Raw genomic sequence first — 25,375 nt, forward strand, 5'->3', positions numbered from 1 at the left:
CATTGTGGCATCCCGAGCCCGCGGAAAGAAGCTGCGCCGCGGGGGAGGCGACCCAAATGGCTTTCTCATATCGTCTTACGTTGCTTCGAACGTTGCTTGAGTGCCTCGGAAAGCCCGACGAGCGCCGTGGAGAACGAGACCAAAGCGGTCAGAAGTCTCACGAAATCAATCAGATCGGTCATGGGCATCACCTCCCATCAGATGGAGGGCGTTGCCCGGCACATGGAACTGCCGCCAACAGTATCAATTCTATCAAAGCGCAGTTATATATGCGAATATATGTTCGGGTTTCAGGAGACCAGCGTCACCCGTGGCAAAGGGACTGTCCCGTTGTCACATTATTCGATGACGGTGCGAGAGTTTTGCTTGCGCATGGTGGCGAGCATGTGTTTGGGGACGGCGTGGACCATGCAGCTGCCGATGGTCGCGCTCGCGGCGGCCTTGGCTGCATCGCTAGCGTTTTTGGTCGCGTAGCTGTGACGGAAGCGTTTGAGCATGGCAATGTCGTTACCGCCGTCGCCGTAAACCGCGACCTCGTCCTCGGCAATGCCGTAGTAGCCCGCCAGCCAGGCCACGCTCTCACCCTTGTTGCACGCCACGTCCGTGATCTCGAACATCACCGGATCGAACGGCGCGTTGACCACGCGGTCCGATCGCTCGGCCAAATACGCCTTAAGGTCGCGCTCCAGCTCGGGCGAGGTCACGCGGCAGTTGATCTTACACACATCGTGGCGCAGGATGTCGCCGATCGACTGATCGAAATACTGCTCCTCGTGATACCCACCACGTGCGCGCATGCCGCGCATCACGATGCGCTTGATAGGGCTGTCCTTCTTAAAGCCCGCCTGGTGCATCTCGAACGAACCGCTCGAGAACATGCCGTCGGGCGTGGAACAGTCGAAGCAAATGTCCGGGAACGCCTTGAGCAGCTCCTCGGTAACCTGCGGGTCGATGGTCCAGGTCTTGAGCACCTCGCCATGGCTGTTGCGCACGATGGATCCGTTGGAGCAACAGGCGTCGAGTGCCAGCCCCGTAAAGCCATGCTCGCCGATTGGCAACGTCGAGCGCCCGGTCGCGGGAACCACATGCAAGCCAGCCTCGGTCAGCTCGCGAATGGCACGGCGGATGGTCCCATCCGCCTCGTGCAGGGCGTTCAGCAGCGTTCCGTCTAAGTCACTCGCAAACATCTTGATCATGGGCATGCCTCTCCTTCGTCTGCACGATATTGTAGACGAAGGTGAGGCATGCCCAGACAATGGCGTCCCGGCGCGGCGGGACAATGCTTCCGCAAATCCACGGTGTCCCTGCGCCTTAAGACAATTGCCACAAGCGACTTTTCAGCCGATAAAACTGCACCGTAGTCAACGTCAGTACCGCCAACATTCCTGCGAATACAATCGCCGGAGCCCATCGATCATATGCGAGCCCGTAAACCAATTGGCCAATAGGCGTTGCACAGGAAAGCATCATATAAACGAGTGCCAGCACTTTTCCGCAGAGTTCCTTTGGCGCTGACCGCTGAACAAATGAAACGATTTCAACCGATGTAATGCTTGCCCACGCCATGACCCATGCCGAGCCGGCCGCAAGCGCGGTAAACGCAAATTCATCAGGACCGCTCAGTAGCGTGACAATAATCGGTACGACTCCTAAACAGATCATCGCAACATATCGACATATGCCCTTGAAGGAAAAACGATGCGGCCAAATGCCGACCAAACCACTGCCGACAAGACCACCTAAGCCCATAGCCACCTCAATAATCCCAACAAAGGATGACTGCATTCCGAGATGCTTTGCAACAATAACGGGAGCACCAATCGTTAACCCAACTAACGCAAGGTTCAAAATAGCCGCAATCAAAAACACAACGAGCAATGATGAGTTTTGAGACAGGTACCGAATCAACTCCCGAAAATCGTTTCGGCGTGTCGCACGAGTCGCGCCGTCTCCCATCGTTTCAGATGAGGCATTTTGCTTGAGTGCGCCCCCGAACAGCAGGGCTGACATCGTAAACGTCAACGCCGCGGTTTCGCATAGAGTATCGATACCAAAGCACCCATAGACTGCCGTCCCGACTACAGGGCCCAAGATATTGCTCACCATGGTCATCTGCGAAACCAATGCGGTGGCCCGCTCAATCTTCTCTTCACCCGCCATGCGTACCGTCTCAATTTGGAGTATTGGCTTTAGCAGCGATTGAACGCCATATTGAGCACAAAGTATCGCTACTACGACGACCGCAAGAGGCAGCGAACGTTTCATGGGGATAAACAGCAGTGATGCAGCCATCAGAACAATGCCGAGTACCACAAGAACCCCGCGATGTCTTCCCCGATCCGCCAAAATCCCGCCAACCGGAGTCGCGAGCACGCCCGGTATGAACGCTATCGCCGCGACGGCGCCATATAACGTTGAGGAGCCGCTGCAATCGAACAAGTAAAGCGGACACGCAAAGCACAGTGCCGACAGCATCGAATACGCACACAGCTGTGCAACAAGAAGACCAAATAGCCTGATAGATCGCACTGTTTTTGGCGCCAACGAGACATTGCTCCTCCGCATTCCAGCCATAAGCCTGCCCCCTATACATACCATTAGTATGTATTTAATGACTTGAAAAGGGCAGCCGTGGCTACCCTTACAAATCAATTACATACCGTCAGTATCTATATTACCACCCAGCACGGTTCCATACGTCCCAAATCTGAGCCGTTGTCTGGAGCACTTCATTACCCAAATCGAGCCCCACCGCGGCCGCCATCTGCGCCAAACATTGCGCGCGAGCGAGCATTCGATCCTTGGTCTCGAGCGGACGGAACAGCGGCAGCAGCCAAAGATTCGCCAACAACGATACGGCCTCAGCCGCTTCGCGCGGGCATTTGCACGCAATGGAGCCGTCGGCGATGCCCTCCTCGATCACTGGCAAAAGACAGCCATCGGCCGACTCGTCGAACGAGCCCTGGTACTGCATCGCCAGTAGACGCGAGCTTTTTACCGGATCTGCCGCAGGATGCATGCGTGCCCATAGCTCAATTTGCGGAACGACAGACTCGGGCGCGTACAGTCGCTTGAGCTTTTGGGCTCCCGTCATATTGCCAGCACCGAGTGTCGCGCGGCGGCGCTCAACAATCGGAGCCATTGCCCGATCAAATGCGGCGTTGAAAATCTCCTCTTTGCTCTTAAAGTGATGATAGACAGCGCCCTTAGTCATGCCATCGAGGCGGTCGACGATGTCTTGAATGCTCGTCCCCTCATAACCCTGTACGCAGAATAGCTCCAGTGCCGCGTCGAGAATCTTCGCGACAGTCTCCTCGGGATATTTATTACGACCCATAATCCGTCCATCCGCAACGCAAGTCTTGTGCCTCATTGCAGCATTTTAACGTTGCGGATGGTAGGCGGTCGATTCTACACCGCGGCGGGGCCGTGTTCGCCGGTACGGATGCGGATTACCTCCTCGACCGGCTCGACCCAAATCTTGCCGTCTCCAACGGCACCGGTGCGAGCAGCGTTGCAGATGATGTCGACAATTCCGTCGACGTGCTCGTCGGCGCAGATAAGGGTGAACTGCACCTTAGGGATCGTGTTGACAAGCAACTCGTTGCCGCGCACGTATTCCTTCCAGCCATGCTGCGCACCGCAACCCTGCACCTGATTGATAGTCATGCCGCGAACATCGGCAGCAAACAGTGCGTCTTTAAGAACCTCAAGCTTTTCCTGGCGCACGATAGCCGTGATCTTTTTCATAATGAATTCCTCTCAATAATCAACGTATCCCCTTACATGAGACGCGGGTTTCCCAGGTGCCGCAGATTGGGTTGAAAGAGGAGCGCCGCGTACTTTTGTACGCAAGCGACGGTTTGAAACCCAAGGTGCGGCGCCTGGGGAAGCCGCTAGTCAAGTCCCGAGAAGGAGGGGTATGCGCTCTCGCCGTGCTGACTCGCGTCCAGCCCCAACGCCTCGTCGGCCTCGTCCACACGCAGGCTGCCGTGGAACAGCGCCTTGACCACCGCGGCGATCACCAAATCGAGCACCAGCACGATGACGACCGTCACAACAATACCCAGGACCTGCGAGACGAGTAGCGACACGTCGCCCGTGTAGAACGGGCCGCCCTTACCGGTCCACGAAAGCTCCGGCACGCAGAACAGGCCCGTGAGCACGCCGCCCAAGATGCCGCCGATACCGTGGCAACCGAACGCGTCGAGCGCATCGTCGTAGCCAAACTTGGTCTTGAGATGGCTAATGGCCAAGTAACAGACGGGCGATACAATCAAACCCATAACCAGCGCTGCCCACGGCTCGACAAAGCCCGCACCCGGCGTGACCACCACAAGGCCCGCAACCAGACCGGTGCTGGCACCCACCAGCGTGGGGCGACCGGTGTGCACGCGCTCGACGGCAAGCCACGAGACCATACCCGCCGCGCTGGCCGTCACAGTGTTGAGGATGGCAAGTGCCGCCACGGCGTCGGCCTTAAACTCGCTGCCGCCGTTAAAGCCAAACCAGCCAAACCAAAGCAGGCCGGCGCCCAGCGCCACAAACGGCACGTTATGCGGACGGTAGCTCACCATGCCAAAGCCGCGACGACGGCCGAGCATTAAGCAGAGAATCAGGCCCGTAAGACCGGACGAAATGTGCACCACGTCGCCGCCGGCAAAGTCGAGCGCGCCGATGATGTCGCCGATAAAAGAGCCCTCGCCGCCCCAGACCATGTGGGCGAGCGGCGCATAGACCACGAGCAGCCAAATGCCCAGGAAGGCCGTCATGGCACCAAACTTAACGCGGCCGGCCAGGCTACCCGTGACGATAGCTGCCGTGATCATGGCAAACGCCATCTGGAAGGCAATGTTGACAATCTGAGGGTAGACGGCACCGTCCGCGGCATTGCCCTCGGCCGCCTGCAGCACCTGGTTGAGCACCGGCAGGCACAGCAGCTGGTCAAGGCCTCCAATAAACGGGCTGGAACCGTCACCGCCGTAGGCCAGCGACCAGCCGGCAACAATCCACAGCACACCAACCAGGCCAATGGCGCCAAAGCACATAAGCATGGTGTTGATGACATTTTTGCGCCTGGACAGGCCGCCATAGAAAAACGCCAGACCCGGTGTCATTAAAAACACGAGCATGGTGCAGATGAGCATAAACGTTGTCGATCCCGTATCGTACATTCGCTCCCCCTTGATCGCATGAACGTTGTCGGCGCCCATAATGCGGCCGAGGGGCAACTGGTGTAGACCAGATACGGCGTTGTTAAACGCTGCGTTGTCGAATGGAAACGGTGCCGCAATCTTGGAAACGGCGCAGCAACGGGCGCGAAACGAACGGGAAATACGCGAGCAAGGGAGCCGTGAGCGCGCCCGTCCCGGCTAGCGCCGGAACAGCTCGTGGGCGCGGTCGCGGAGATTAGTTGCTCGAATGACACCTTCGTAGCGATTGATGCGCAGACGCGGGAAGGCGTTAAAGAAGCGTAGGTCGCGGCGGCTGAGTGACACGCTCGGCACCGGACGGCTCATGCGCTTGCCGGCAAGGCGACGACTGAGCGACGGACGCGGCATGCTCGGCGCGGCATCGGCCACGCGGCGGGCGGCAAGCGCCAGGCCGCGAGCACCATCCGCGATAAACGTCGGCATCGAAGCCTTCTCGCGCAGGGCATCGAGCGTCGCGTCGCCCAGCTCGGCCAGCCACGCGTTAACGGCACGGCTACGGATGTGCGTCTGTGCCACCGAGTCGATTGCCGAATCGGGAATACGTTCGAGCATAGAGTCGGACGCATCGGCAAGCGACTCGTTGATGCGGTCGGCAAGGTCGGCCCGAACGCGCTCCAGCTGATCGGACAGGCGGCGCCAGCTCGCCAACGAGCACACCGCGTCGACCATCATCGCGACCGCGACGATAAAGGCGGACAGCCGCACAATCAGCACCGGCAGATGGCCAAGCAGCCCCAGCAATGCCGGCTCCACTAAACGACAAATGCACAACGCACCCAAGCCAAACGTGCATGCCCAGTACAGACAGATGCGTCCGTGCAGGTTAAACGGCAGGTGCGAATAGTCCCAAAAGCGAGCGCCCGTTGTTTTTTCCAATAGAAGGCCCACGCTATACTCGATTGCGCTACATACAAGCGCCGCGGCGACAAACTGGCTCGAGGCATCCGGAATCCCGCGCAGCAAAAGCCAGCAGGCAATGCCGCCCACACCATAGATAGGACAACACGGCCCCAGCAAAAAGCCACTGTTGGCAAATCGTCCGTGATTGAGCATGGCGCATACTGTCGACTCCCATGCCCAACCGCAAAACCCGTAAAAGGCAAACGAGAGCACCAGTGCCGAGAGTGGGCAGGCGGCAAGCGTCGCGCCGCCAAACGCCATATCAATCGCGGTCCCCACCGTCTACCCTCTCCTCTTTTCGCTCGATTCGCCGCTCACGCCATCGTCTGCCTCGTCCTTGCGCGGCAGACGGCCGGCGATCGTCTCGCGCAGAGCGCACCATTTATCCGCCAGGCACACAATCCATGCCTCACGACACGTCGGCGGCACCGGCACCAGCGGAAACATATGGCGCACGATAATATTCCGCTCGCGCGGCGTCAGATCAAAATCTTCCTCGGCACGCGCCAGAGCAAAAAATGGATGCCGGAATCCGTGCAGTCGATGGCTCGGGTCGGGGTCGTGCCAATCGTAGAGAAAGTAATCGTGTAACAGGGCTCCGCGCAGCAGCGAGGCACGGTCGACCGAAACACCGACGCGGCCCAGGCGCTCGGCAAAGGACAGGCTCGCCCGCGCTACCGAAGTCACATGCGCATAGACCGTCACGTCGCCATGCTGGATAAACTCGCGCGTCAGGTCCAGCCGGCCCGCCTGTGCCAGTTGACGGGCAGCATGGTCTACTTCGCGCGCGATTTTCTCGGCACGAACGGCATCGGACATGCTGCCTCCCTCCAGCGGCTCACGGCGGCAAGCCACAGCCTGTGCACGATCGATAAAAACATCATGGAACACATCAGTATGGCATCGGACAAAACGTTTTGCCCCACCAGTTGGCGAATTACCGCGCCGCCGTCACATATCAAACGCCAAAATGTGCGAGACTGTCTTGTGCAATTGTGTCGGCCGAGGGAGCGCCGGCGCTCGATTCGCATGGAGTAACCCACAACGATGCTGCTTACGCAAACGACAACGCCCGAGGACGTCAAGGCTCTTAATCGTGCCGAGCTCCCGCAGCTCTGCGACGAGATTCGCCACGCCATCCTCGAAAGCTCCGCCGCCGTCGGCGGGCACGTTGCCCCCAACCTGGGCGTCGTTGAGCTTACGGTTGCGCTTCATCGCGTGTTTAACTCCCCCATCGACAAGATTGTCTTTGACGTTTCGCACCAGACCTACGCCCATAAGGCGCTGACCGGGCGCGCGTACACTTATATCGACCCGGCACGCTACGGCGAGGCCTCTGGCTTTGCCAATCCCGACGAGTCCGAGCACGACCTGTTCGCCATGGGTCACACCTCGACCTCGGTGAGCCTGGGCTGCGGCCTAGCGCACGCTCGCGACCTGGCGGGCGATGCGTACAACGTCATCACCATCATTGGCGACGGCTCGCTTTCGGGCGGCCTGGCGTTTGAGGGCTTTAACAATGCCGCCGAACTCGATAGCAACCTGATCATCATCGTCAACGATAACGACCAGTCCATTGCCGAGAACCATGGCGGCCTGTATCGCAATCTGGCCGAGCTGCGCGCCAGCAACGGCACCTGCGAGCGCAACGTTTTCCGCGCGATGGGGCTCGACTACCGCTATCTGGACGCCGGTAACGATGTGTTGGCCCTCGTCGACGCGCTGCAGGAACTGCGCAATATCGATCATCCCATCGTGCTGCACGTCTCCACCGCCAAGGGCAAGGGCTTTGAGCCAGCCCAAAGCGACCCCGAGCGCTGGCACCACGTGGGTCCGTTTGACATGGCGACCGGGCGCAAGCTCTGCCCGGGCCATCCGAGCGAGCCTGCGCCGCGCACCTATGCCGACATTACGGGCGAGGCGCTCAGTGCCGCCATCGAGCGCGATCCGCAGGTCGTGGGCATCACGGCCGCCACGCCCTACATCATGGGTTTTACGCCCGAGCTTCGCGCTGCCGCCGGCAAACAGTTCGTCGATGTGGGCATTGCCGAGGAGCACGCCGTGACCTTTGCCACCGCGCTTGCTCGCTCGGGCGCCAAGCCAGTCTTTGGTGTGTACGGCACGTTTTTGCAGCGCGCCTACGACGAGCTGTGGCACGACCTGTGCCTCAACGATGCCCCGGCAACCATTTTGGTGTTTGGTGCGTCGATCTTTGGCACCACGTCCGAGACGCACCTTTCGTTCTTCGATATTTCCATGCTGGGCGCTCTTCCCAACATGCACTACTTGGCGCCGGCCTGCATGGAGGAATATCTGTCCATGCTGAGCTGGTCGCTCGACCACCGCGAGCATCCCGTGGCGATTCGTGTGCCTGGTATTGGCCTGGTGAGCCGTCCCGACCTTGCACCCGCCGAAGACACCGACTACAGCGCCGTTCGCTACAACGTGGTGCGCCAGGGTCGCGACGTTGCCGTACTCGCGCTCGGCGATTTCTTTGAGCTGGGCGAGCGCGTGGCAAACCGTCTGACTGCCGAGTACGGCATCGAGGCCACGCTCGTCAACCCGCGCTTTGCAACCGAGCTCGACCGCGAGTTCCTCGACAGTCTTGCCGCCGAGCATCGCGTTGTCGTCACCCTCGAGGACGGCATCTTGGACGGCGGCTGGGGCGAGCGCGTAGCCTGTTACCTGGCATGCACGCCGTTGCGCACGCGCACCTTCGGCATCGCCAAGGGCTTCCCCGACCGCTACGACCCCAACGAACTGCTCGCTCAAAACAGCATGACGGTCGAGAATATGGCCGCCGAAGCCGTGAGACTACTCAACGAGTAAGAAAACCTCCGCAAGGGAAGCACCCCTGCGGAGGTTTTTGTTTTCACGACGCGATTATCTCAATCTGTAACATCTAGGGCCCGAATTTTCGTCTAACTGTTACAGATCTAGATAAGACGTCGTAGTCCCAGACCTTTGTCTCAATCTGTAACAGATAGGGACCTTTTGACCGTCCAGATGTTACAGATTGAGACATTCGAATTCCCTTGAATAGAAAATCTCAATCTGTAACAGTTACTCGGCAAAAACGGCTGAAGATGTTACAGATCGAAACAAAACAGTAAGGCATGCCGCCCATCGGCCAGAACCACCACAAAGGTGCCTGTCCCTTTTTGGTAGGTAGAATTACCCATAAGGCAAGTATGTTTCTGAGTTATTTCATGTTGACCCATTTGAGCGGGATAGGGTATAACTCTACTCAACCGCTAGGGATTTTATTGAGAAAGGTGTTCTACTATGAGCAAGAACCTCTCCCAGCAGGTCGTTCTCGACCGCCGCGGCTTTGTCGCCGCTACCTTCGCAACCGTCGCCGGCCTTGGTCTTGCCGGCTGCTCTGACACCAGCGCCGAGGCCGACAAGGGCTCCGCCGTTAGCTCCTCCAAGGGCTCCGAGGATACCGAGGTTTCCGCCACGCTCGATGCCAAGGCATTCGACAAGCTCGTCAACGACGGCCCCAAGGCCGATGACGACGCCATCACCGCCAGCACCTGGGCCACGGCCGTCAAGGACGCCGGCGTCTTTAAGATCGGTGGCGTTCAGACCTCCACGCTCTTCTCCCTCCTCAACGAGAAAGACGGTCAGACCCGCGGCTTCGATGCCGGTATCGCACAGCTCCTGTCCAACTACATTCTGGGCGAGAACAAGGTCGAGATCACCCAGGTGACCTCGGACACGCGCGAGTCCGTCCTGCAGAACGGCCAGGTCGACGCTGTCTTTGCCACCTACACCATCACTGACGAGCGCAAGAAGCTCGTCTCCTTTGCCGGTCCCTATTACTACACGCAGCAGGCTATCCTGGTGCTCGCCGATAACGACGACATCAAGAGCGTCGACGACCTGGCCGACAAGAACGTCGCCGTCCAGTCCGGCTCCAACGGCCCCGCCATCCTGGAGGAGCTCGCTCCCAAGGCCAGCCAGCAGGAGTTCAAGACCGACGAGGAGGCCCGCCAGGCACTCCAGCAGGGCCGCGTTGACGCCTACGTCATCGATAACAACATGCAGCAGAGCGCCTTGGTCCGCGAGCCCGGTAAGTACAAGATCGCCGGCAAGCCCTTCGGCAGCAAGGAGCCCTATGGCATCGGTCTGCCGCTCGATTCCGACGGCGTCGCCTTTGTCAACGACTTCCTTAAGAAGATCGAGGACGACGGCACCTGGACTGAGCTGTGGCAGATCTGCATCGGCGACCGTACGGGCGACACCAATGTTCCCGAGCTGCCCGAGATCGGCGCCTAGTCAGCGAGCCTGGTAACGGCCGCAACGAAACCATATGGAAACGCACGATCCGCTTTATTGCGGTAAACTGTTTCCTCACTGAGTTGTCGGGGCTTCCGTACACACGGGAGCCCCTTTCCTTATCGGCGGGAGGTCCGCATGAGTCTCTCCGAGCTCTGGTCGCTCTATGGCCAGAACTATATCGACGCGCTGCTAGCAACCTGGGGCATGACGCTTGAGTCGTTTGCCATCGCCATGGTGTTGGCCGTCGCCGTCACCGTGATGCGCGTGTCGCCGCTCAAGCCGCTGCGCGTCTTTGGCGACCTGTATGTCCAGGTCTTCCGTAACATCCCCGGCATCGCGCTGCTCATTATCGTCGTCTATGCGCTGCCGCCGCTCAAGGTCGTTCTGCCCTACCGCGCCTGCGTTATCGTCGCCACGGTCCTTTTGGGCTCGGCCTTTGGCTCCGAAAACTTTATGAGCGGCATCAACACCGTCGGCGTCGGTCAGGTCGAAGCCGCACGTTCGCTCGGCATGAGCTTTAATCGCATCCTCGCCAAGATCGTGATTCCGCAGGCACTGCGCTCAAGTGTATTGCCCATGACCAACCTCTTTATCGCCGTCATGCTCACCACCGCGCTCGGCAGCCAGGTGCCGCTTAAACCGCAGGAGCTCACCGGCGTGGTGAGCTACATCAATACCCGCTCGCTCGGCGGCGTCGCCGCGTTCTTTATCTCGGCACTCGGCTACCTGGGCACGGCCTTTGTGGTAAGCCACATTGGCAACTATATCGATAAGAAGGTGAGGATCCTCCGATGAGCAAGCACTCCACCTCCGCGCTCACCATGCGCGACGCGCTCTACGAGGCTCCCGGCCCCAAGATGCGCGCCAAGATTCGCATCGGCACCGCCATCTCGCTTGTTGCCGTCGCCGCACTCGCCGTCCTGGTACTGCAGCGCTTTTATGTGACCGGCCAGCTTTCGGTCCACTATTGGTATTTCTTTACGCACCTCACCACCTGGAAGTTCTTGCTTGCCGGCTTTGAGGGCACTGTTAAAGTCGCACTCACCGCTGGCGCCATCGCGCTGGTGCTGGGCTTAGCCCTTATGCTCGGCCGCACCAGCGGCATCAAGCCGCTACAGCTGGTCTGCCGCGTGCTCACCGACTTCTTCCGCGGTGTGCCGAGTCTGCTGTTCATCTACTTCTTCTTTTTGGTGCTGCCCCAGTACAAGATCTCGCTGCCGTCGTTTTGGATGCTCGCGCTGCCTGTCGCGCTCGCTGCGGCCGGCGTGCTGGCCGAGATTTTCCGCGCCGGCGTCAATGCCGTGCCGCGCGGTCAGGTCGAGGCAGCCCAGGCGCTCGGTCTCTCCAAGGCCAAAATCACCTTTAAAATCGTGTTGCCGCAGGCTATTCGGTTTATCATTCCGTCGTTGATTTCGCAGCTCGTGGTCGTAGTCAAAGACACCACCGTCGCCTACGTGGTGAGCTATCCCGACCTGATGCAAAATGCCCGCGTGCTCATTACCAACTACGACGCCCTCGTGTCGGTCTACCTGGTTATCGCGGTCATCTACATCCTCATCAACGTCGCGATCAACAAGGCCGCTGTCTATGTTTCGCACAAGACCGGCGCGACCATCATCCGCTAACGCTTTACCATTTCGAGTCATAAGGAGCCGAGCACCATGGCACAGAGCACCTCTTCCACCGGCAATCAGCCGCTGATCGAGCTCAGGCACGTCGATAAGCACTATGGCGATCTGCACGTCCTCAACGACATCAATCTCTCGGTCGACCGCGGCGAGGTCGTCGTTGTGATCGGCCCCTCGGGCTCGGGCAAGTCGACCATGTGCCGCACCATCAACCGTCTGGAAACCATCGACTCGGGCGAGATCCTCATCGAGGGCGAGCCCCTGCCGCAGGAAGGCAAGGACCTTGCCCGCATGCGTGCCGAGCTGGGCATGGTGTTTCAGCAGTTCAACCTGTTCGCACATATGACGGTGCTGCAGAACGTCATGCTAGGGCCGGTCGACGTGCTGGGCGTGTCCAAGGAGGAGGCTCGTGAGCGCGCCATGGACCTGCTGAGCCGCGTGGGCGTGGCCGAGCAGGCCGACAAGGTACCCGCACAGCTCTCGGGCGGCCAGCAGCAGCGCGTGGCCATCGCCCGTTCACTCGCCATGCAGCCCAAGGCCATGCTTTTTGACGAGCCCACAAGTGCCCTTGATCCCGAAATGATCAACGAGGTGCTCGAGGTCATGGTCCGTCTGGCCCAGCAGGGCATGACGATGATCGTCATCACACACGAGATGAACTTTGCCCGCCGCGTAGCCGACCGCGTCGTCTTTATGGCCGACGGTCAGATCGTGGAAACCGGCACGCCCGACGAGTTCTTCGACCACCCCCAGACCAAGCGCGCCCAGGACTTCCTCAACTCCATCAAGGGCCACTAACCCAATTGCCACGCGGGCAAATTCATCAGTAACGTTTGCTCCGCGCCACCCCTGTGCCATGTCCACCCGGATTCGAAAGCTACGCCCATGATCGGAACCCGCACCTCATCGTCCTACACTCCGCACGTCGACGTCGATCCCGCCGACCGTCCGCTCATCCTGGTCGCACCACGCTGGGAAGAAGCGAAACCCTATTTGAGCGAGACGCTCTCCCCCAACGAGGAGATTGCGAGCGTCTTTGTCGATGCCATCCTTGCCGCCGGCGGCCTGCCGCTGCAGATGTCCATCACCGAGGACATTGAGGTCATCCGTCATTACGTCGATATCGCCGACGGCATCGCCATTCCCGGCGGCCCCGATGTCAATCCCAAACGTTGGGGCGATGATCGACCCTACGACCCCACCCTCTGCTGCGAGATCCGCGATAGCTTTGAGTTTAAGCTGGTCGGCGAGGTGCTCCGCGCCAAAAAGCCGCTCTTTACCACCTGCCGCGGCACGCAGTTGCTCAATGTCGCCACCGGCGGCACCCTGTGCATGGACGTGCCAAGCCTGGGCGCGCGCGAGGGCCGCACGCAGTGGCGCCATACCCACGTGCTCAACGACCCCGTGCATCCCGTCGAGGTCGTGCCGGGCTCGTTGCTGGAGCGCGCGCTTGGCGGGCACAGGCTTATCCAGACCAACTCCGCACACCACTGCTGCATCGATCGTCTGGGTAAAAGCACGCGCTTGGTCGCCAAGGCAACCGATGGCGTGCCCGAGTGCATCGAAGTCGAAGGCCAGCCGTTCTGCTTGGGTGTGCAATGGCACCCCGAGTACACGTGGAAGACGCTCGAGACCGACTTTAACCTGTGGAAGTCGTTTGTCGAGGCAGCGGCAAAGGTTAAGAAGGCCCGTTAGCTCGCGAACCACAAAACAGATAAGGGTGCCCCGCCGGCCACATGGTCCGGCGGGGCACCCTTTTTGTGACTACATCAACGGACTTGGGGCAGCCCAAGCTCGTAAGCTCTTATTCAGCCGCCTCGCGCAGGGCCGACAACGTGGCCGCATATTGCTGCTGCAACGCATGCATTCCCTCGCGAGCGCCGTCAACGGCATCGGCGCCGCGCAGCGTCTCGGTCACCACGACCGCCGGCTCGTACAGATTATCGAATCCCAGGTTCTGGCTCACGCCCTTGAGCGTGTGCGCTGCCATAAACGCACCTTCGGCGTCTCCCGCCGCCATGGCGGCCTCCAGCTTGTCCATGCTCTCGTCATCCAAAAACTTGAGGGCAAAGCGGGCAAGCATTTCCTCGCCCATCAGCCGAGCGCACGCGTCGTCATAATTGGCGCCGATCTTCTCATACGCCTCACGCATGGAAATCATGGATTAAAACTCCTTTGGTCAAACTAAATCGTGGGAAACGCGACAACGTCGGCGGGGCGCGCCAACGTCTCGGCGATACGGTCTTGCACCTCGAGCAGGCAGTCGAGCAACAGCGGGTTAAAGGTGCCGCACTTACCGTCCAGGATCATCTGGATAGCCTCCTCGTGCGGGATGGCGCCCTTGTACACGCGCACACTCGTCAACGCATCATACACGTCGGCCACCGAAACCACCTGTGCGGCGATGGGAATCTGGTTGCCCTTAAGGCCATCGGGATAGCCCTTGCCGTCCCAGCGCTCGTGGTGCCAACGCGCAATCTGGTACGCATATTCCATAAGCGCATTGCCGACGTGATGGCGACCCAGCTCAAGCAACATGTCGGCGCCGATCGTGGTATGCGTCTTCATAATCTCGAACTCCTCGGACGTAAGGCGCCCGGGTTTGTTGAGAATCGCATCGTCAATCGACATCTTGCCGATATCGTGCAGCGCCGAAGCCAGGGCAATCGTGGAGCGTTCCTCATTGTCGAGGGAGATCGTGTCGCTACGCTGGACCAGACAGTCAAGCAGCAGCTCGGTCAGTTTTTCGATATTCGTAACGTGCCTGCCGCTCTCGCCGTTGCGAAGCTCCATGACGCCGGCCATGATGTCGATGAGCATGCGACTGTTCTTGACGCGCTCGTTGTACTGCTGGGACAGCAGGCTCGTCAGGCGGCGCTGTTTGGCGTATAGGCGGATGGTGTTACTTACACGCCGGCGCACGACACGGGAGTCAAACGGGCGGTTGATATAGTCCGAGGCGCCCAGCTCGTACGCGCGCAGAACCATATCATCGGAATCTTCGCTCGAAATCATGATGAAAGGCAGATTGTCGATACCCGATCGGCGCGACAGATCGGCCAGCACCTCAAAGCCGCTTATGCCCGGCATGACAATATCCAGCAGCACGAGCGACAGCTCATCGCCATAGCGGTCGACCATGTCGAGCGCCGTACGACCGTTGTCGGCCTCGAGGATGCAATACTCGTCCTTGAGCATCTCGTTGAGAATGGCTCGGTTCATCTCGGAGTCATCGACAATAAGCACCAAAGGCTTTTCGCTTTGGAAGGCTTCGATGGAATCGGCATCGGTCACGACCGTACCGGCTTTTGCCTTAGCGCGGCTCAATAACTGGACAGCGCGGCCAACTCCTTCATCGACCGTCTCGCCATGAATGCGAACACCGCCAACACATGCCGTCAAGCTCACGTACTCATGGCCCGGAACAATCGTGGCATGAACGGCATCGGACACCTGATGCAGGCGACGGGTGAAGTCATCGGAGGGAATATTGGGCATGACGACCACAAACTTGTCGCAGCCATAGCGTACAAGCTCGTCAGTCGAACGAATTCCGCTGCGTATGGCTGTCGCCACAGCACCGAGCGCAAGGTCGCCGGCATGACGGCCACACGTATCGTTGAAGACCCTAAAATCATCAAGGTCGATCACCGCAACGCCGGCATTCATGCGGGCGCTACGGAGCTTTTCCTCGTAATATCGGCGATTGCGCACACTCGTCAGCACGTCGGTGTAGACGAGGTCCTCTTCTGCAGCCTCTTGCTCATCGATCGGACGCACCATCAGCAGGACGTGAGGCTCGCCCTCGACCTTTAGAGGACGCAGACGGGCGCGGTACTCAACGCCATCGTTGAGCAGCTGCTCCGACACCTCACCCGAATCTGCCAAGGCCTCAAGACTCGACTGACGCAGACAAGGGCAGCGATCGCCGGCAAGCAGGCAGTTAGGCTCGCTCTTAATCTGATCGGCCGACAGCAAACGCACCACGGGGTAGGTCTTCGCGACGCGGGCGACCTCAGCGGCAGCCTCCTCGTCGGTTAGATTGACCTCGTGATTATTGAGCATATGGGGCCCTTCCTATCGTTATACACGGCAACGGTGCATATCAATTGGTACAAGGGTAACATCTAACAGCTGAAGGCAAACGCGCGATTATCGTTACATTTTTATGACCTGGCAAACGGCGGTAATGGAGCCGCGGGCGCGCGGTTATGGGCGCATTCGTTAACAATGACGAAACGCTAACAGCCCCTCTCCCCGCAGGTCATCGAGCGTGCTAACGCTCCAAGACATCGCGAACGGCGTTTGCCGCCGTAACGGGGCGATCGCGCAGACCGTTATGCGCGCCCGGGATCGTCACAAGGGGGCAATCGAGATATTCGGCAGCCGCTCGCGTGCCAGCCTCGCGGGGTGTATCGACCGAAAGCTCGCCCAAAAACACGGCCGACACCGCCTTTGACGCGCGGACGCGCTCCCAGTCGGGAGCATATGTCATATTTGTTCCGTATTCATTAGCCATAAAGCAACGACCATTGCGCAGGGCATGTTTGGCTTCCGCTTCGGTCGTCCCGGGAGCTTCGGGGTCCAAGTCGCCGAGGGCTCCCAAGAAAAGCCGGAGCGCCCTTGAAACCTTTCCAGCCGCAATCATATCGAGCAAAACCGGAGCTGCGCCCATGCCGACGCCTTCGGCCGACACAGCCGGCTCATGCAGAATCGCACGGGCGACGAGATGGGGTTCGGCGCGAAGAAGCTCCAGCGCCACCAACGTACCGGCGCTATGCGCAAGCACATTTGTCGGAGCGCCAACGTGTTCGATCACGGCCTGCAGGTCGGCGGCCTGAGCGGCAAGATCATAGCTGCCGTCTGCCGCATCGCTGCTGCCACCGCAGCCGCGGCGGTCGTAGGCAATTACGCGGTAGTTGCGGCTGAGCTCACAAGCGATACCGTCGAAAAATGTGCCGTCGACACAAGCGCCGTGCACGCACACCAAGGCAGGAGCATCAGGCGACACATCTGGGCCGGCATATTCGCGACAGGCAATCGTGGTGCCCGCATTCTCGACCGTAAAATTCATGTTGTGCCCCCATCATCAATGCTCATCCAGTTGCACGTCAGCGCGGTTGGATGGACCCACATTGCCTTACACCTTGTTAACAGATTAACTTTACCCGACCCGAGGCTTTTCATGGCGCGGCATAATGGGCGACGTGAAAAAACGAAACTTGTAAAGCAAGAGCCCGCACCTTGCTTTGGAGCCGATGCTATGCTTAGGCACAATTGTCTTGAGGAGCATATGCCTATGTCTACGTTTTTGAATGCCAGCCCCATCTTTGGGCCCGTTCGCAGCCGTCGCCTTGGTCTCTCGCTCGGCGTCAACATGATGCCGGCCAGCGGCAAAATCTGCACGTTCGACTGCATTTACTGCGAAAACGGCCTCAACGCCGAGCGCCCCTGCCATGAGCCGTACAACACAGCTGCCGTGGTACTCGACGCGCTCGAGGCAAAGCTGCGCGAGATGGCAGCCGAGGGCGAGCTCCCCGATGTGATCACCTTCGCAGGAAACGGCGAGCCCACCGCCGCACCGGAGTTTCCCCAGGCGATTGCCGGCGCCGTCGCGCTGCGCGATCAGCTGGCCCCAAACTCCAAAATCGCCGTGCTCTCCAACGGTACGCGCGCCGACCGCCCCGAGGTGCACGATGCGCTCATGATGGTCGACGACAACATCCTCAAGCTCGATACGGTCGACCCGGCGTTTATCCAGCTGCTTGACCAGCCTGTTGGCCCCTACGACGTCGAGCACCAGATCGAGACGTTCGCAAGCTTTGACGGTCACGTTATTATCCAGACGATCTTTTTGACCGGCGAGTATCAGGGCAAGCTCATCGACAACACCGGCGAGGAGTACGTTGCCCCCTGGCTCGCGGCGCTTGAGCGTATTCGCCCACAAGAAGCGACCATCTACACGGTGGCGCGCGAGACACCGGTCGCCGGCCTTGCCAAAGCGGCGCCCGAGGTGCTCGACACGATTGCCGCACGCGTACGCGCCCTCGGCATTCCCTGCCAGGTGAGCTACTAGCAAAACCACGCAGCAGCTAGTGCCCGCCACCCCGCTCCATCAGTTGCGGTGATATAGTTCCTGTTTATGCTGTTAAACCGCTTAAATCGGAACTATATCACCGCAACTTTTATGGACGCGTGAGTGGGCTATACTAGCTGCGGATGAAAGGAAGTTAGCCATGTATGACAAAGGACCCGTACCCGGCCGCAACGACGCCTGCTGGTGCGGCAGCGGCAAAAAATATAAGAAATGTCACAGCGCCTTCGACGAGCGCCTCGAGCGCCTGTGGGAGGAGGGCTGGGAGGTTCTGCCCCGTACGCTCTACAAGACGCCCGCCGATATCGAGGGCATCAAGCGCTCCGCCGCCATCAACGTGGGCGTGCTCGACTACGTAGGCGAGCACATCGCCGCGGGCATGACCACCAACCAGATTGACCAGATGATCTACGACTACACCGTCGAGCACGGTGGCACGCCGGCCGATCTCAACTACGAGGGCTACCCCAAAAGCGTGTGCACCTCGATCAATGATGTGGTCTGCCACGGTATCCCCTGTGATACGGACGTGCTGCACGAGGGCGACATCATCAACGTGGACTGTTCCACGATTCTTGACGGCTACTTTAGCGACTCGAGCCGCATGTTCTGCATCGGCGAGGTCTCGGCCGAGCGTCAGCGCCTGGTCGACGTCACTCGCGCCAGCGTGGAGGCGGGTCTGGCCGCCGTCAAGCCGTGGCTACCGCTGTCCGTGATGGCCGAGGCCGTGCAAAAGACGGTCGAGGACGCCGGTTTTAGCGTGGTGCGCGAGTACGGCGGACACGGCATCGGTAAGGAGTTCCACGAGGACCCGTTTGTGGGCTTTACCACCGAGGCGCCCGATGTGGACACCATTATGGCTCCGGGCATGGTCTTTACCATCGAGCCCATGGTCAATGCCGGAGCGCCCGACATTAAGATCAGCAAGGGCGACGGCTGGTGTGTGCGCACCAAGGACGGTAGCGATTCGGCCCAGTGCGAGGTACAGCTCGTGGTGACCGAGGATGGTTACGAACTGCTGAGCTGGTAGCCGTGGATGCGCCGGGCGAGGACTTTATCTACACGAGCTCCGACGCCGCCACGCGCGAGCAGGTCGCCGATGCCGACGTGATCTTGGGCAACATCGACCCTGGCATGCTCACGGCATGCGAACATCTCCAGCTGTTGCAATTGCAGACCGCCGGCTATGACGACTACCTTGCCGCCGGCACCGTGCCGGCCGACGCCAAGCTTTCCTGCTCGGTGGGCGCCTACGGCCAAGCCGTGAGCGAGCACATGTTTGCCATGGTCCTTTCCATGATGAAGCGCCTGCCCGACTATCACGACTTGCAGCGCGAGCATCGCTGGGAGGATTTGGGGCCGGTCACCTCGCTCAAAAACGCCAATGTGCTGGTGCTGGGCGCGGGCGATATCGGTGGCCACTTCGCCACGCTCTGCCGCAGCATGGGCGCACACGTCCGCGGCATCAAGCGCCATCCGCTCGTCTACCCCATTGTGTTTGAGGACATGGACGGCATGGACGCCCTGCCCGAGCGCCTAGCCGAGGCTGACATCGTCGCATCCTTTATGCCCAGCACACCCGAGACCCGCGGCCTGGCGAACGCCGAGTTCTTTGCCGCGATGAAGCCGAGCTCCTTCTTTGCCAACGGCGGCCGCGGCGATCTTGTGGTCGCCGACGACTTGGTTGCCGCCTTGGAGTCGGGACATCTCGCCGGCGCCGCGGTCGACGTCACCGACCCCGAGCCGCTGCCTGAGACAAGCTCGCTGTGGGATGCGCCCAACATGCTCATCACGCCACACGTCTCCGGCTGGTTCCACCTGGCAGCCACGCTCAACAATGTGGTCGACATTGCCGCGGAGAATCTGCGTCACCTGCAGGCAGGCGAGACCCTGCGCTGCTGGATCGAGCACTGATTGTTCCGGCGTTTTCCAAACGCCGGAACCCCTCGACGCTGCGAGCCCGCCAGAGCGGCAATCTGCCTTTCAATCGTCGGGCATGACCAGAAGGTCAATGCCCTCCTCTTTCAAGGCACCTTGCTCACTCTGGCGGGCTCTCGCTGACTTTTGTTCAACCTGCGGCGCTTTGCTGGCGCGGCCCTACCTGTGGGCTCTCGCTGACTTTTATTCGACCTGCAGGGTCTTCAAATTGCTAGAGCGTTGCTAAGTAATTCTTTGCGTCTTCTGCGCTCATTGCTGCGACGGGTGCGTGTGAACAGAGTTTGGCATCGTTGGTGACCAGAAGGTCTGCCTTTGCGCGCATTGCTGCCGCAATGATTAAATCGTCTTCGTAATCGCTATGGAGCTTACGCTGCTTGCTCGCCATCCATATGTCACTCAGGTCGCAGGGTACCGGCGTGGCAAGTTGCGACAACACGTCGAGGCAATCCCATGCAAGTGATGTCGCCGCCACGGCGGCATCTTGGGATAGCGAGCCATGCTCGCGCCGATACCACGCCTTATGTTCGCTCGAAATCAAATAGAACAGATCTTTGGACGATGTCGCCGCATACAGCAAATCCACCTGCGCCGTGCATGCATCGCGTAAAAACTCAATCGCCACCGAACGACCACGTCGTGAGGGAATGAAGTAATCGAGCCACACGTTGGTGTCAACCAAGATGCGCCTTGGAGCCTCACTCATAGAGCCAGCTCATCTCCTCGCCGTAGCGATCCGCGTAGGCGTTCCGTTTGAGTTCTTCATCGCCCGAGGGCTGAGCCTTGACCATATCGATTCCCGACTCACGGCAAGCGGCAGCGAACAGCTTCGACCCCTGATCCATGAGCTCGAGCTTACGTTTAGCGGCCTTTTCGCGCTCGCGCTGTTCCGCCCGGACACGACTGGGCAGCAGGATATCCTCGAGCGCACCGGGGCGATCGGCCAGCGACGCTGCAAGCTGCCAGAGCGCTCGCACCGCTTGGCTCGGCGTCATACCGGCCCTGGAGAGAGCGGCGTCCCCGCTCCTTTTAAGATCGGCATCGAGACGTACGTTGATCTGAGCGGCTGTTGTGGTCATGACCCCTCCTTAATACTTTAAAATCATCATAAAACTCTATGGTAGATACGTAAAGCACGTATAGCATTTATTAGCATTAGCCGCACTCTGTGCACAAAAAGCCGCCGAGGTGCACTGCACCTCGGCGGCCACGTACCACCGATCTAGCTCGGTTTCACCCTTTGCATTTGCCCAGATAAAACCTGCAAAATAAACCTGTCCCTTTTAGCAGGTTTTAGAGCTCCGCGCTTTCGGCGCCGTTGATGGTTAGGTTTCGCTCGTAGAAAGCCGTGAGGGCGCGGATGGCGTACATCACGTCGCGCACGCCGCCGGTCTCGTAGCTCGAGTGCATGGCCAGCTGCGGCAGGCCCACGTCCACGGCATGCATGCTCGCCTGCATATTGGACAGATTGCCGAGCGTGGATCCGCCGGCCATATCGCTCTTGTTGGCGAAGGCCTGCGTGGGCACGTCGGCGTCATCGCAAATGGCTTGGAACACCGCGCGGCTAAAGGCATCGGTGCAGTAGTGCTGGTTGGCGGCTTCCTTGATGACGATGCCGCCGTTAAGCACCACCTGGTTGCGGGCATCGCACTTCTCGGCGTGGTTGGGATGCACGGCATGTGCATTGTCACAGCTCACGAGCATCGAGGCGGCAAGCGCGCGATGGTACGACTCGTCGTCAAAGCCCAGCGAGCCGTTAATGCGGCGCAGCGCGTCGGCCAAGAACGTCGACACGGCGCCCTGCTTGGTCTCGGAGCCAACCTCCTCGTTATCAAAGCAGCAGAAGACCGAGACGTCATGCGCGTTCTCGGCACCCAAAAATGCCTGCAGCGAGGTGTAGGCGCAGGCCAGGTCGTCGAGCTTGGGCGTCGAGATGAACTCGTCGGCCCAGCCCCAAATGCGCGCATCCTGGCGATTGACCAGGAACAGATCGCGGCCCAGGATCTGCTCGGGCTCAACATCCAGCTCTTCGGCGACCAGGGCGTCAAAATCTCCCTGTTTAAGGTCACCGGCGCTGATGAGCGGGCACAGGTCGACGGCTCGGTTGGGAGCAAAGCCCTCGTTAACGCCGCGGTTCATGTGGATGGCAAGGCTCGGGATAATAGCGACCTCGCGCTCGGTGGCAAGCAGGCGGCTCTCAATACGGTCGCCCTCGCGCACCAGCACACGGCCCGCGAGCGCCAGCGGACGATCGAACCAGGTGTAGTCGATCATGCCGCCGTAAGCCTCGGTGTTCAGGCGCAGCGTCTCACCCGCGCCGTCGAGCTCGGGCACGGCCTTAACCTTAAACGTCGGCGAGTCGCTGTGCGACGCCGTCAGCTGAAAATGGTAGTCGCCGGCAACGCCGTCCTCGCCCCACGTAGCAGCCAGGTCCTCGCCCACCTTAAAGGCGATAACGCTCGAGGTGTTGCGCTGCGTGTAATAACGCCCGCCCGGCTCGATGTCCCACGCCGCGTTCTCGGACAGGTAGGTAAAGCCCGCCTCGTCGAGCTCGGCCATAATGGTCGCCGCCGTATGGAACATGCTGGGGCATGCCTCGATAAAGTCGATAAGGTCGTTGGCGGCCTCGATATCATCGGCCGTTACGTGCACGCGCTCGGGCGTTTCCTGATCCGTCATGCTCTCCCCTTTCGCTGGGTTGATGGTCCCTTCCAGCATACCCCGCCGCGCCAGCGCTGCGCTCTTCATTCCGTGTTTAATCCCGCACCGCTCACCAAGTTGAGCCATCATGCCCGTGCACCTTTTGCGACAATTACGCTAACAGGACGAGAGGAGCCGTCATGAAGCCACGTAACATTGCCATCGCCTGCGGTGTCGCGGGAGTCGCCGTCGGCCTTGCCGCTGCCACCGGTATCGTTTATCACAAGCAAATCAAGTCCGCCGCGTCGCTCAAACGCTTGACCGGCTACGCGGATGGCTATGACCTGTACGCAATCGACATCGCCTACGACTACGATCTTGATCGCATCATCGCCGCTGGCGTGCGCGACGACCAGGCCTACATCGATGCCGTGGTGGCGCAGGTGCTGCCCGGTGTGCCGGTACATGTCCAGGCGCCCCAGTTTGCCTGCAGCGCTTTTGTCGCCGTAGATGCCGAAGGCCGCGTGCGCACCGGTCGCAATTACGACTTTAAGGACGACACCTCGGCACTGCTGGTGCGCAATCACCCACGCGGCGGCTATGCCTCCATCGGGTTTGCCGCCCTTAACAACCTGGGCGATAACACTCCTCTTGACTCCGTCGCCGGACGCGCCGCCGCACTCATGGGCCCGTTTGCCCAGCTCGACGGTGTTAACGAATGCAGCGTGTCCATTGCCGTACTCACCCTGGACTCCAAGCCCTGTGACCAGGACACGCAGCGCCCCGTCATCAATACCTCGCTCGCCATCCGTCTGGTGCTCGACCGTGCCGCCACCACGCAAGAAGCTGTCGACCTGCTTTCCGCCTACGACATGCACGCCATGGCAGGACGCGATTACCACTTCTTTATCAACGACGCCGCCGGTGACGCGCGCGTAGTAGAGTGGGATCCGCGCGATCCGGACCGTGCTTTCAAAGCGACCCCTGTTCGCCAGGTCACGAACTTCTACGCCTGCTATGGCGACGAAGTGCTGCCCAACCAAAAGAATGGCGAGCTGGGCCATGGTAAAGAGCGCGCCGTCGCAATCGCCGATGTCCTTGACGCCCATGTCGGCGCCCAAGACGAGGCAGTCGCTTGGAAGGCCCTACGCGCTGCGGCGCAAAAGCCCAATCCGGAAGACATCACCAGCAATACGCAATGGTCGGTCGTCTTTGACAATACCGAGCCCGCTGCCGCCATCACGCTGCGCCGCCACTGGGGCAACGTCGATGCCTTCGCACTGTAAGGAGCCAGGCCCGTCGACCTTACGTTCCCTGACGTTGCTTACATTTCCATACGCTTGAGCTAACACGTTTTACCCCCGTATCAACAGTGTGCGGGGGTAAACTTATGCGCATGTTATAACTTGCCCGGAAGGATTCATCATGCTTAGGATCGGTCTTCTTACCAGTGGCGGCGACTGCCAGGCGCTCAACGCCACCATGCGCGGCATCGTCAAAACGCTTATGACCAATAGCGAAGAACCTATCGAGATCTATGGTTTTGAGGACGGCTACCAGGGCCTTATCTACAGCAGGTTCCGCGTCATGTCGCCCGCCGATTTTAGCGGCATCCTCACCCGCGGCGGCACCATCCTGGGCACGAGCCGCACGCCGTTCAAGCGCCTGGATATCCCTGAGGCCGATGGCGTCGAGAAGGTGCCGGCGATGGTCCACACCTATCATAAGCTGCAGCTCGACTGCCTGTTTATGCTGGGCGGCAACGGCTCCACCAAGACCGCCAACCGCCTGCGCGAAGAGGGCCTCAACGTTATCGCCCTGCCCAAGACCATCGATAACGACACCTGGGGCACCGAGCTGACATTTGGCTTTACGAGCGCCATCGACGTCGCCACCAAGTGCATCGACGACATCCACACCACCGCGTCGAGTCACGGGCGCGTGTTCGTTATCGAGATCATGGGCCACAAGGTTGGCTGGATCCCGCTGTACGCCGGCGTCGCAGGCGGTGCGGATGTCATCTTGATTCCCGAGATCCCCTACGACATGGATAACGTCATCAAGACCATCGAGCATCGCATGGAGACCGGCAGCCGCTTTACCATCGTGGCCGTCGCCGAGGGCGCCATCTCCAAGGAGGACGCGGCGCTGTCCAAGAAGGAGTACAAGAAGAAGCTCGCCGAGCGTACGAGCCCCTCGATTGTCTACGACATCGCCAAGGAGATCGAAGCCAAGACTGGTCGCGAGACCCGTGTCGCCATCCCCGGCCACACGCAGCGCGGCGGCCAGCCCGACGCCCAGGACCGCATCTTTGCGACCCAGTGCGGCGTCGAGGCGGCACTCGGCTGCCTACGCGGCGAGTTTGGCTACATGATCGCCCTGCGTGACGGCAAGATGTGCCACATGCCGCTCGAGGAAGTCGCCGGCAAGCTCAAGTATGTCGACCCCCAGAGTGATCTGGTGCGCGAGGCCAAGGCGCTGGGCATCAGCTTCGGCGGCGAATAGCCTCGGCCGAAACTGCTCTCATCGGAGACCCCAGGGCTTACCTCCCAAATCGTCCTCGGACATGTCAGGATCCCGCCGTGCGCTTCGCGCGGCGGGATCCTTCCGTCCTGCGGAAAGATTTGGGAGGTAAGCCCTGGGGCCTCCTACGGTGACTGGGGAGGCCGAGACTATTCGTC

General features: G+C 60.0%; 24 protein-coding genes. 11 read left to right on the forward strand and 13 right to left on the reverse strand.

Annotation, left to right across the window (positions count from 1 at the left end; all coding sequences use genetic code 11):
- Positions 1-338: 338 nt before the first annotated feature.
- The 7 genes from ABHR63_RS07715 to ABHR63_RS07745 form a co-directional block, all read right to left on the reverse strand.
- Positions 339-1,196 carry an HAD-IIB family hydrolase gene (locus tag ABHR63_RS07715; protein ID WP_346965255.1) on the reverse strand — a complete coding sequence of 286 codons (858 nt, stop codon included), beginning with the start codon at positions 1,194-1,196 and terminating at the stop codon, positions 339-341.
- A gap of 115 nt (positions 1,197-1,311) precedes the next feature.
- Entirely contained in the window at positions 1,312-2,544 is a 1,233-nt protein-coding gene (locus ABHR63_RS07720) for an MFS transporter (RefSeq protein ID WP_346965946.1), read from the reverse strand.
- 130 nt (positions 2,545-2,674) lie between these two features.
- The gene (locus ABHR63_RS07725; protein ID WP_346965253.1) at positions 2,675-3,337 is read right to left on the reverse strand and encodes a TetR/AcrR family transcriptional regulator; all 663 of its coding nucleotides are present in this window, start codon (positions 3,335-3,337) and stop codon (positions 2,675-2,677) included.
- A 74-nt stretch (positions 3,338-3,411) separates the two neighbouring features.
- Positions 3,412-3,750 (reverse strand): P-II family nitrogen regulator, encoded by a 339-nt coding sequence (locus ABHR63_RS07730; protein WP_099432138.1) that lies wholly within the window; start codon positions 3,748-3,750, stop codon positions 3,412-3,414.
- A gap of 146 nt (positions 3,751-3,896) precedes the next feature.
- Positions 3,897-5,174: an ammonium transporter gene (locus tag ABHR63_RS07735; protein WP_346965252.1), complete on the reverse strand. Its 1,278-nt coding sequence runs from the start codon at positions 5,172-5,174 to the stop codon at positions 3,897-3,899.
- A 198-nt stretch (positions 5,175-5,372) separates the two neighbouring features.
- Positions 5,373-6,392, reverse strand: coding sequence for a putative ABC transporter permease (locus ABHR63_RS07740; protein WP_346965251.1), 1,020 nt, complete (start codon positions 6,390-6,392; stop codon positions 5,373-5,375).
- A 3-nt stretch (positions 6,393-6,395) separates the two neighbouring features.
- Complete coding sequence (locus ABHR63_RS07745; protein ID WP_346965250.1) at positions 6,396-6,932, reverse strand: HD domain-containing protein; 537 nt, start codon at positions 6,930-6,932, stop codon at positions 6,396-6,398.
- A 228-nt stretch (positions 6,933-7,160) separates the two neighbouring features.
- Between ABHR63_RS07745 and ABHR63_RS07750 the strand changes: the two genes are divergently transcribed.
- The 6 genes from ABHR63_RS07750 to ABHR63_RS07775 all read left to right on the forward strand — a co-directional run bounded on the left by ABHR63_RS07750 (position 7,161) and on the right by ABHR63_RS07775 (position 13,720).
- Complete coding sequence (locus ABHR63_RS07750) at positions 7,161-8,942, forward strand: 1-deoxy-D-xylulose-5-phosphate synthase (protein ID WP_346965249.1); 1,782 nt, start codon at positions 7,161-7,163, stop codon at positions 8,940-8,942.
- Between the two features lie 456 nt (positions 8,943-9,398).
- The gene (locus ABHR63_RS07755; protein ID WP_346965248.1) at positions 9,399-10,394 is read left to right on the forward strand and encodes a glutamate ABC transporter substrate-binding protein; all 996 of its coding nucleotides are present in this window, start codon (positions 9,399-9,401) and stop codon (positions 10,392-10,394) included.
- 138 nt (positions 10,395-10,532) lie between these two features.
- Positions 10,533-11,192, forward strand: a complete 660-nt coding sequence (locus ABHR63_RS07760; protein ID WP_346965247.1) for an amino acid ABC transporter permease — start codon at positions 10,533-10,535, stop codon at positions 11,190-11,192.
- On the forward strand, positions 11,189-12,022 hold the full coding sequence (locus ABHR63_RS07765) for an amino acid ABC transporter permease (protein ID WP_346965246.1): 834 nt from the start codon (positions 11,189-11,191) through the stop codon (positions 12,020-12,022). Before ABHR63_RS07760 ends, ABHR63_RS07765 begins: the two co-directional genes overlap by 4 nt.
- A 36-nt stretch (positions 12,023-12,058) precedes the next feature.
- A complete protein-coding gene (locus tag ABHR63_RS07770) occupies positions 12,059-12,823 on the forward strand; it encodes an amino acid ABC transporter ATP-binding protein (RefSeq protein WP_117746439.1) in 765 nt (254 codons plus the stop codon).
- An 87-nt stretch (positions 12,824-12,910) separates the two neighbouring features.
- Positions 12,911-13,720, forward strand: a complete 810-nt coding sequence (locus ABHR63_RS07775) for a gamma-glutamyl-gamma-aminobutyrate hydrolase family protein (protein WP_346965245.1) — start codon at positions 12,911-12,913, stop codon at positions 13,718-13,720.
- Positions 13,721-13,829: 109 nt separating this feature from the next.
- Here ABHR63_RS07775 and ABHR63_RS07780 read toward each other — a convergent pair whose 3' ends face one another.
- The 3 genes from ABHR63_RS07780 to ABHR63_RS07790 all read right to left on the reverse strand — a co-directional run bounded on the left by ABHR63_RS07780 (position 13,830) and on the right by ABHR63_RS07790 (position 17,099).
- Positions 13,830-14,186, reverse strand: coding sequence for an Hpt domain-containing protein (locus ABHR63_RS07780; RefSeq protein WP_346965243.1), 357 nt, complete (start codon positions 14,184-14,186; stop codon positions 13,830-13,832).
- A 23-nt stretch (positions 14,187-14,209) separates the two neighbouring features.
- Entirely contained in the window at positions 14,210-16,090 is a 1,881-nt protein-coding gene (locus tag ABHR63_RS07785) for a diguanylate cyclase (protein WP_346965242.1), read from the reverse strand.
- Between the two features lie 211 nt (positions 16,091-16,301).
- A complete protein-coding gene (locus ABHR63_RS07790) occupies positions 16,302-17,099 on the reverse strand; it encodes an alpha/beta fold hydrolase (protein ID WP_117847980.1) in 798 nt (265 codons plus the stop codon).
- 225 nt (positions 17,100-17,324) lie between these two features.
- On the opposite strand from ABHR63_RS07790, the gene ABHR63_RS07795 reads away from it, so the two are divergent.
- From ABHR63_RS07795 to ABHR63_RS07805, 3 genes are all read left to right on the forward strand, one after another.
- On the forward strand, positions 17,325-18,101 hold the full coding sequence (locus tag ABHR63_RS07795) for a radical SAM protein (RefSeq protein WP_250787704.1): 777 nt from the start codon (positions 17,325-17,327) through the stop codon (positions 18,099-18,101).
- Positions 18,102-18,261: 160 nt separating this feature from the next.
- Positions 18,262-19,149 carry a type I methionyl aminopeptidase gene (gene map / locus ABHR63_RS07800; RefSeq protein ID WP_055286839.1) on the forward strand — a complete coding sequence of 296 codons (888 nt, stop codon included), beginning with the start codon at positions 18,262-18,264 and terminating at the stop codon, positions 19,147-19,149.
- A gap of 2 nt (positions 19,150-19,151) precedes the next feature.
- Positions 19,152-20,033 carry a D-2-hydroxyacid dehydrogenase gene (locus ABHR63_RS07805; protein WP_346965948.1) on the forward strand — a complete coding sequence of 294 codons (882 nt, stop codon included), beginning with the start codon at positions 19,152-19,154 and terminating at the stop codon, positions 20,031-20,033.
- Positions 20,034-20,268: 235 nt separating this feature from the next.
- Here the strand turns inward: ABHR63_RS07805 and ABHR63_RS07810 are convergent, their stop codons facing one another.
- The 3 genes from ABHR63_RS07810 to ABHR63_RS07820 form a co-directional block, all read right to left on the reverse strand.
- Complete coding sequence (locus tag ABHR63_RS07810) at positions 20,269-20,736, reverse strand: type II toxin-antitoxin system VapC family toxin (RefSeq protein WP_195624967.1); 468 nt, start codon at positions 20,734-20,736, stop codon at positions 20,269-20,271.
- Positions 20,737-20,752: 16 nt separating this feature from the next.
- The gene (locus ABHR63_RS07815) at positions 20,753-21,133 is read right to left on the reverse strand and encodes a translation repressor RelB (protein ID WP_195624968.1); all 381 of its coding nucleotides are present in this window, start codon (positions 21,131-21,133) and stop codon (positions 20,753-20,755) included.
- A gap of 214 nt (positions 21,134-21,347) precedes the next feature.
- The gene (locus ABHR63_RS07820; RefSeq protein WP_346965240.1) at positions 21,348-22,733 is read right to left on the reverse strand and encodes a M18 family aminopeptidase; all 1,386 of its coding nucleotides are present in this window, start codon (positions 22,731-22,733) and stop codon (positions 21,348-21,350) included.
- 161 nt (positions 22,734-22,894) lie between these two features.
- Here ABHR63_RS07820 and ABHR63_RS07825 point away from each other — a divergent pair, with 161 nt between their 5' ends.
- Both ABHR63_RS07825 and ABHR63_RS07830 read left to right on the forward strand, forming a co-directional pair.
- Positions 22,895-23,980, forward strand: coding sequence for a carcinine hydrolase/isopenicillin-N N-acyltransferase family protein (locus ABHR63_RS07825; protein WP_346965239.1), 1,086 nt, complete (start codon positions 22,895-22,897; stop codon positions 23,978-23,980).
- A gap of 139 nt (positions 23,981-24,119) precedes the next feature.
- Entirely contained in the window at positions 24,120-25,199 is a 1,080-nt protein-coding gene (locus ABHR63_RS07830; RefSeq protein ID WP_346965238.1) for a 6-phosphofructokinase, read from the forward strand.
- Positions 25,200-25,375 lie beyond the last annotated feature (176 nt).

This window comes from Collinsella aerofaciens (assembly GCF_039752775.1).
Classification (GTDB): Bacteria; Actinomycetota; Coriobacteriia; order Coriobacteriales; family Coriobacteriaceae; genus Collinsella; species Collinsella aerofaciens_R.

Bases quoted from the DNA above. Each gene is read 5' to 3' on its own strand.
- ABHR63_RS07715 (WP_346965255.1), bottom strand. From the start codon at position 1,196: ATGATCAAGATGTTTGCGAGTGACTTAGACGGAACGCTGCTGAACGCC.
- ABHR63_RS07725 (WP_346965253.1), bottom strand. From the start codon at position 3,337: ATGGGTCGTAATAAATATCCCGAGGAGACTGTCGCGAAGATTCTCGAC.
- ABHR63_RS07730 (WP_099432138.1), bottom strand. From the start codon at position 3,750: ATGAAAAAGATCACGGCTATCGTGCGCCAGGAAAAGCTTGAGGTTCTT.
- ABHR63_RS07735 (WP_346965252.1), bottom strand. From the start codon at position 5,174: ATGTACGATACGGGATCGACAACGTTTATGCTCATCTGCACCATGCTC.
- ABHR63_RS07745 (WP_346965250.1), bottom strand. From the start codon at position 6,932: ATGTCCGATGCCGTTCGTGCCGAGAAAATCGCGCGCGAAGTAGACCAT.
- ABHR63_RS07750 (WP_346965249.1), top strand. From the start codon at position 7,161: ATGCTGCTTACGCAAACGACAACGCCCGAGGACGTCAAGGCTCTTAAT.
- ABHR63_RS07755 (WP_346965248.1), top strand. From the start codon at position 9,399: ATGAGCAAGAACCTCTCCCAGCAGGTCGTTCTCGACCGCCGCGGCTTT.
- ABHR63_RS07760 (WP_346965247.1), top strand. From the start codon at position 10,533: ATGAGTCTCTCCGAGCTCTGGTCGCTCTATGGCCAGAACTATATCGAC.
- ABHR63_RS07765 (WP_346965246.1), top strand. From the start codon at position 11,189: ATGAGCAAGCACTCCACCTCCGCGCTCACCATGCGCGACGCGCTCTAC.
- ABHR63_RS07770 (WP_117746439.1), top strand. From the start codon at position 12,059: ATGGCACAGAGCACCTCTTCCACCGGCAATCAGCCGCTGATCGAGCTC.
- ABHR63_RS07775 (WP_346965245.1), top strand. From the start codon at position 12,911: ATGATCGGAACCCGCACCTCATCGTCCTACACTCCGCACGTCGACGTC.
- ABHR63_RS07780 (WP_346965243.1), bottom strand. From the start codon at position 14,186: ATGATTTCCATGCGTGAGGCGTATGAGAAGATCGGCGCCAATTATGAC.
- ABHR63_RS07785 (WP_346965242.1), bottom strand. From the start codon at position 16,090: ATGCTCAATAATCACGAGGTCAATCTAACCGACGAGGAGGCTGCCGCT.
- ABHR63_RS07790 (WP_117847980.1), bottom strand. From the start codon at position 17,099: ATGAATTTTACGGTCGAGAATGCGGGCACCACGATTGCCTGTCGCGAA.
- ABHR63_RS07795 (WP_250787704.1), top strand. From the start codon at position 17,325: ATGTCTACGTTTTTGAATGCCAGCCCCATCTTTGGGCCCGTTCGCAGC.
- map (WP_055286839.1), top strand. From the start codon at position 18,262: ATGTATGACAAAGGACCCGTACCCGGCCGCAACGACGCCTGCTGGTGC.
- ABHR63_RS07815 (WP_195624968.1), bottom strand. From the start codon at position 21,133: ATGACCACAACAGCCGCTCAGATCAACGTACGTCTCGATGCCGATCTT.
- ABHR63_RS07820 (WP_346965240.1), bottom strand. From the start codon at position 22,733: ATGACGGATCAGGAAACGCCCGAGCGCGTGCACGTAACGGCCGATGAT.
- ABHR63_RS07825 (WP_346965239.1), top strand. From the start codon at position 22,895: ATGAAGCCACGTAACATTGCCATCGCCTGCGGTGTCGCGGGAGTCGCC.
- ABHR63_RS07830 (WP_346965238.1), top strand. From the start codon at position 24,120: ATGCTTAGGATCGGTCTTCTTACCAGTGGCGGCGACTGCCAGGCGCTC.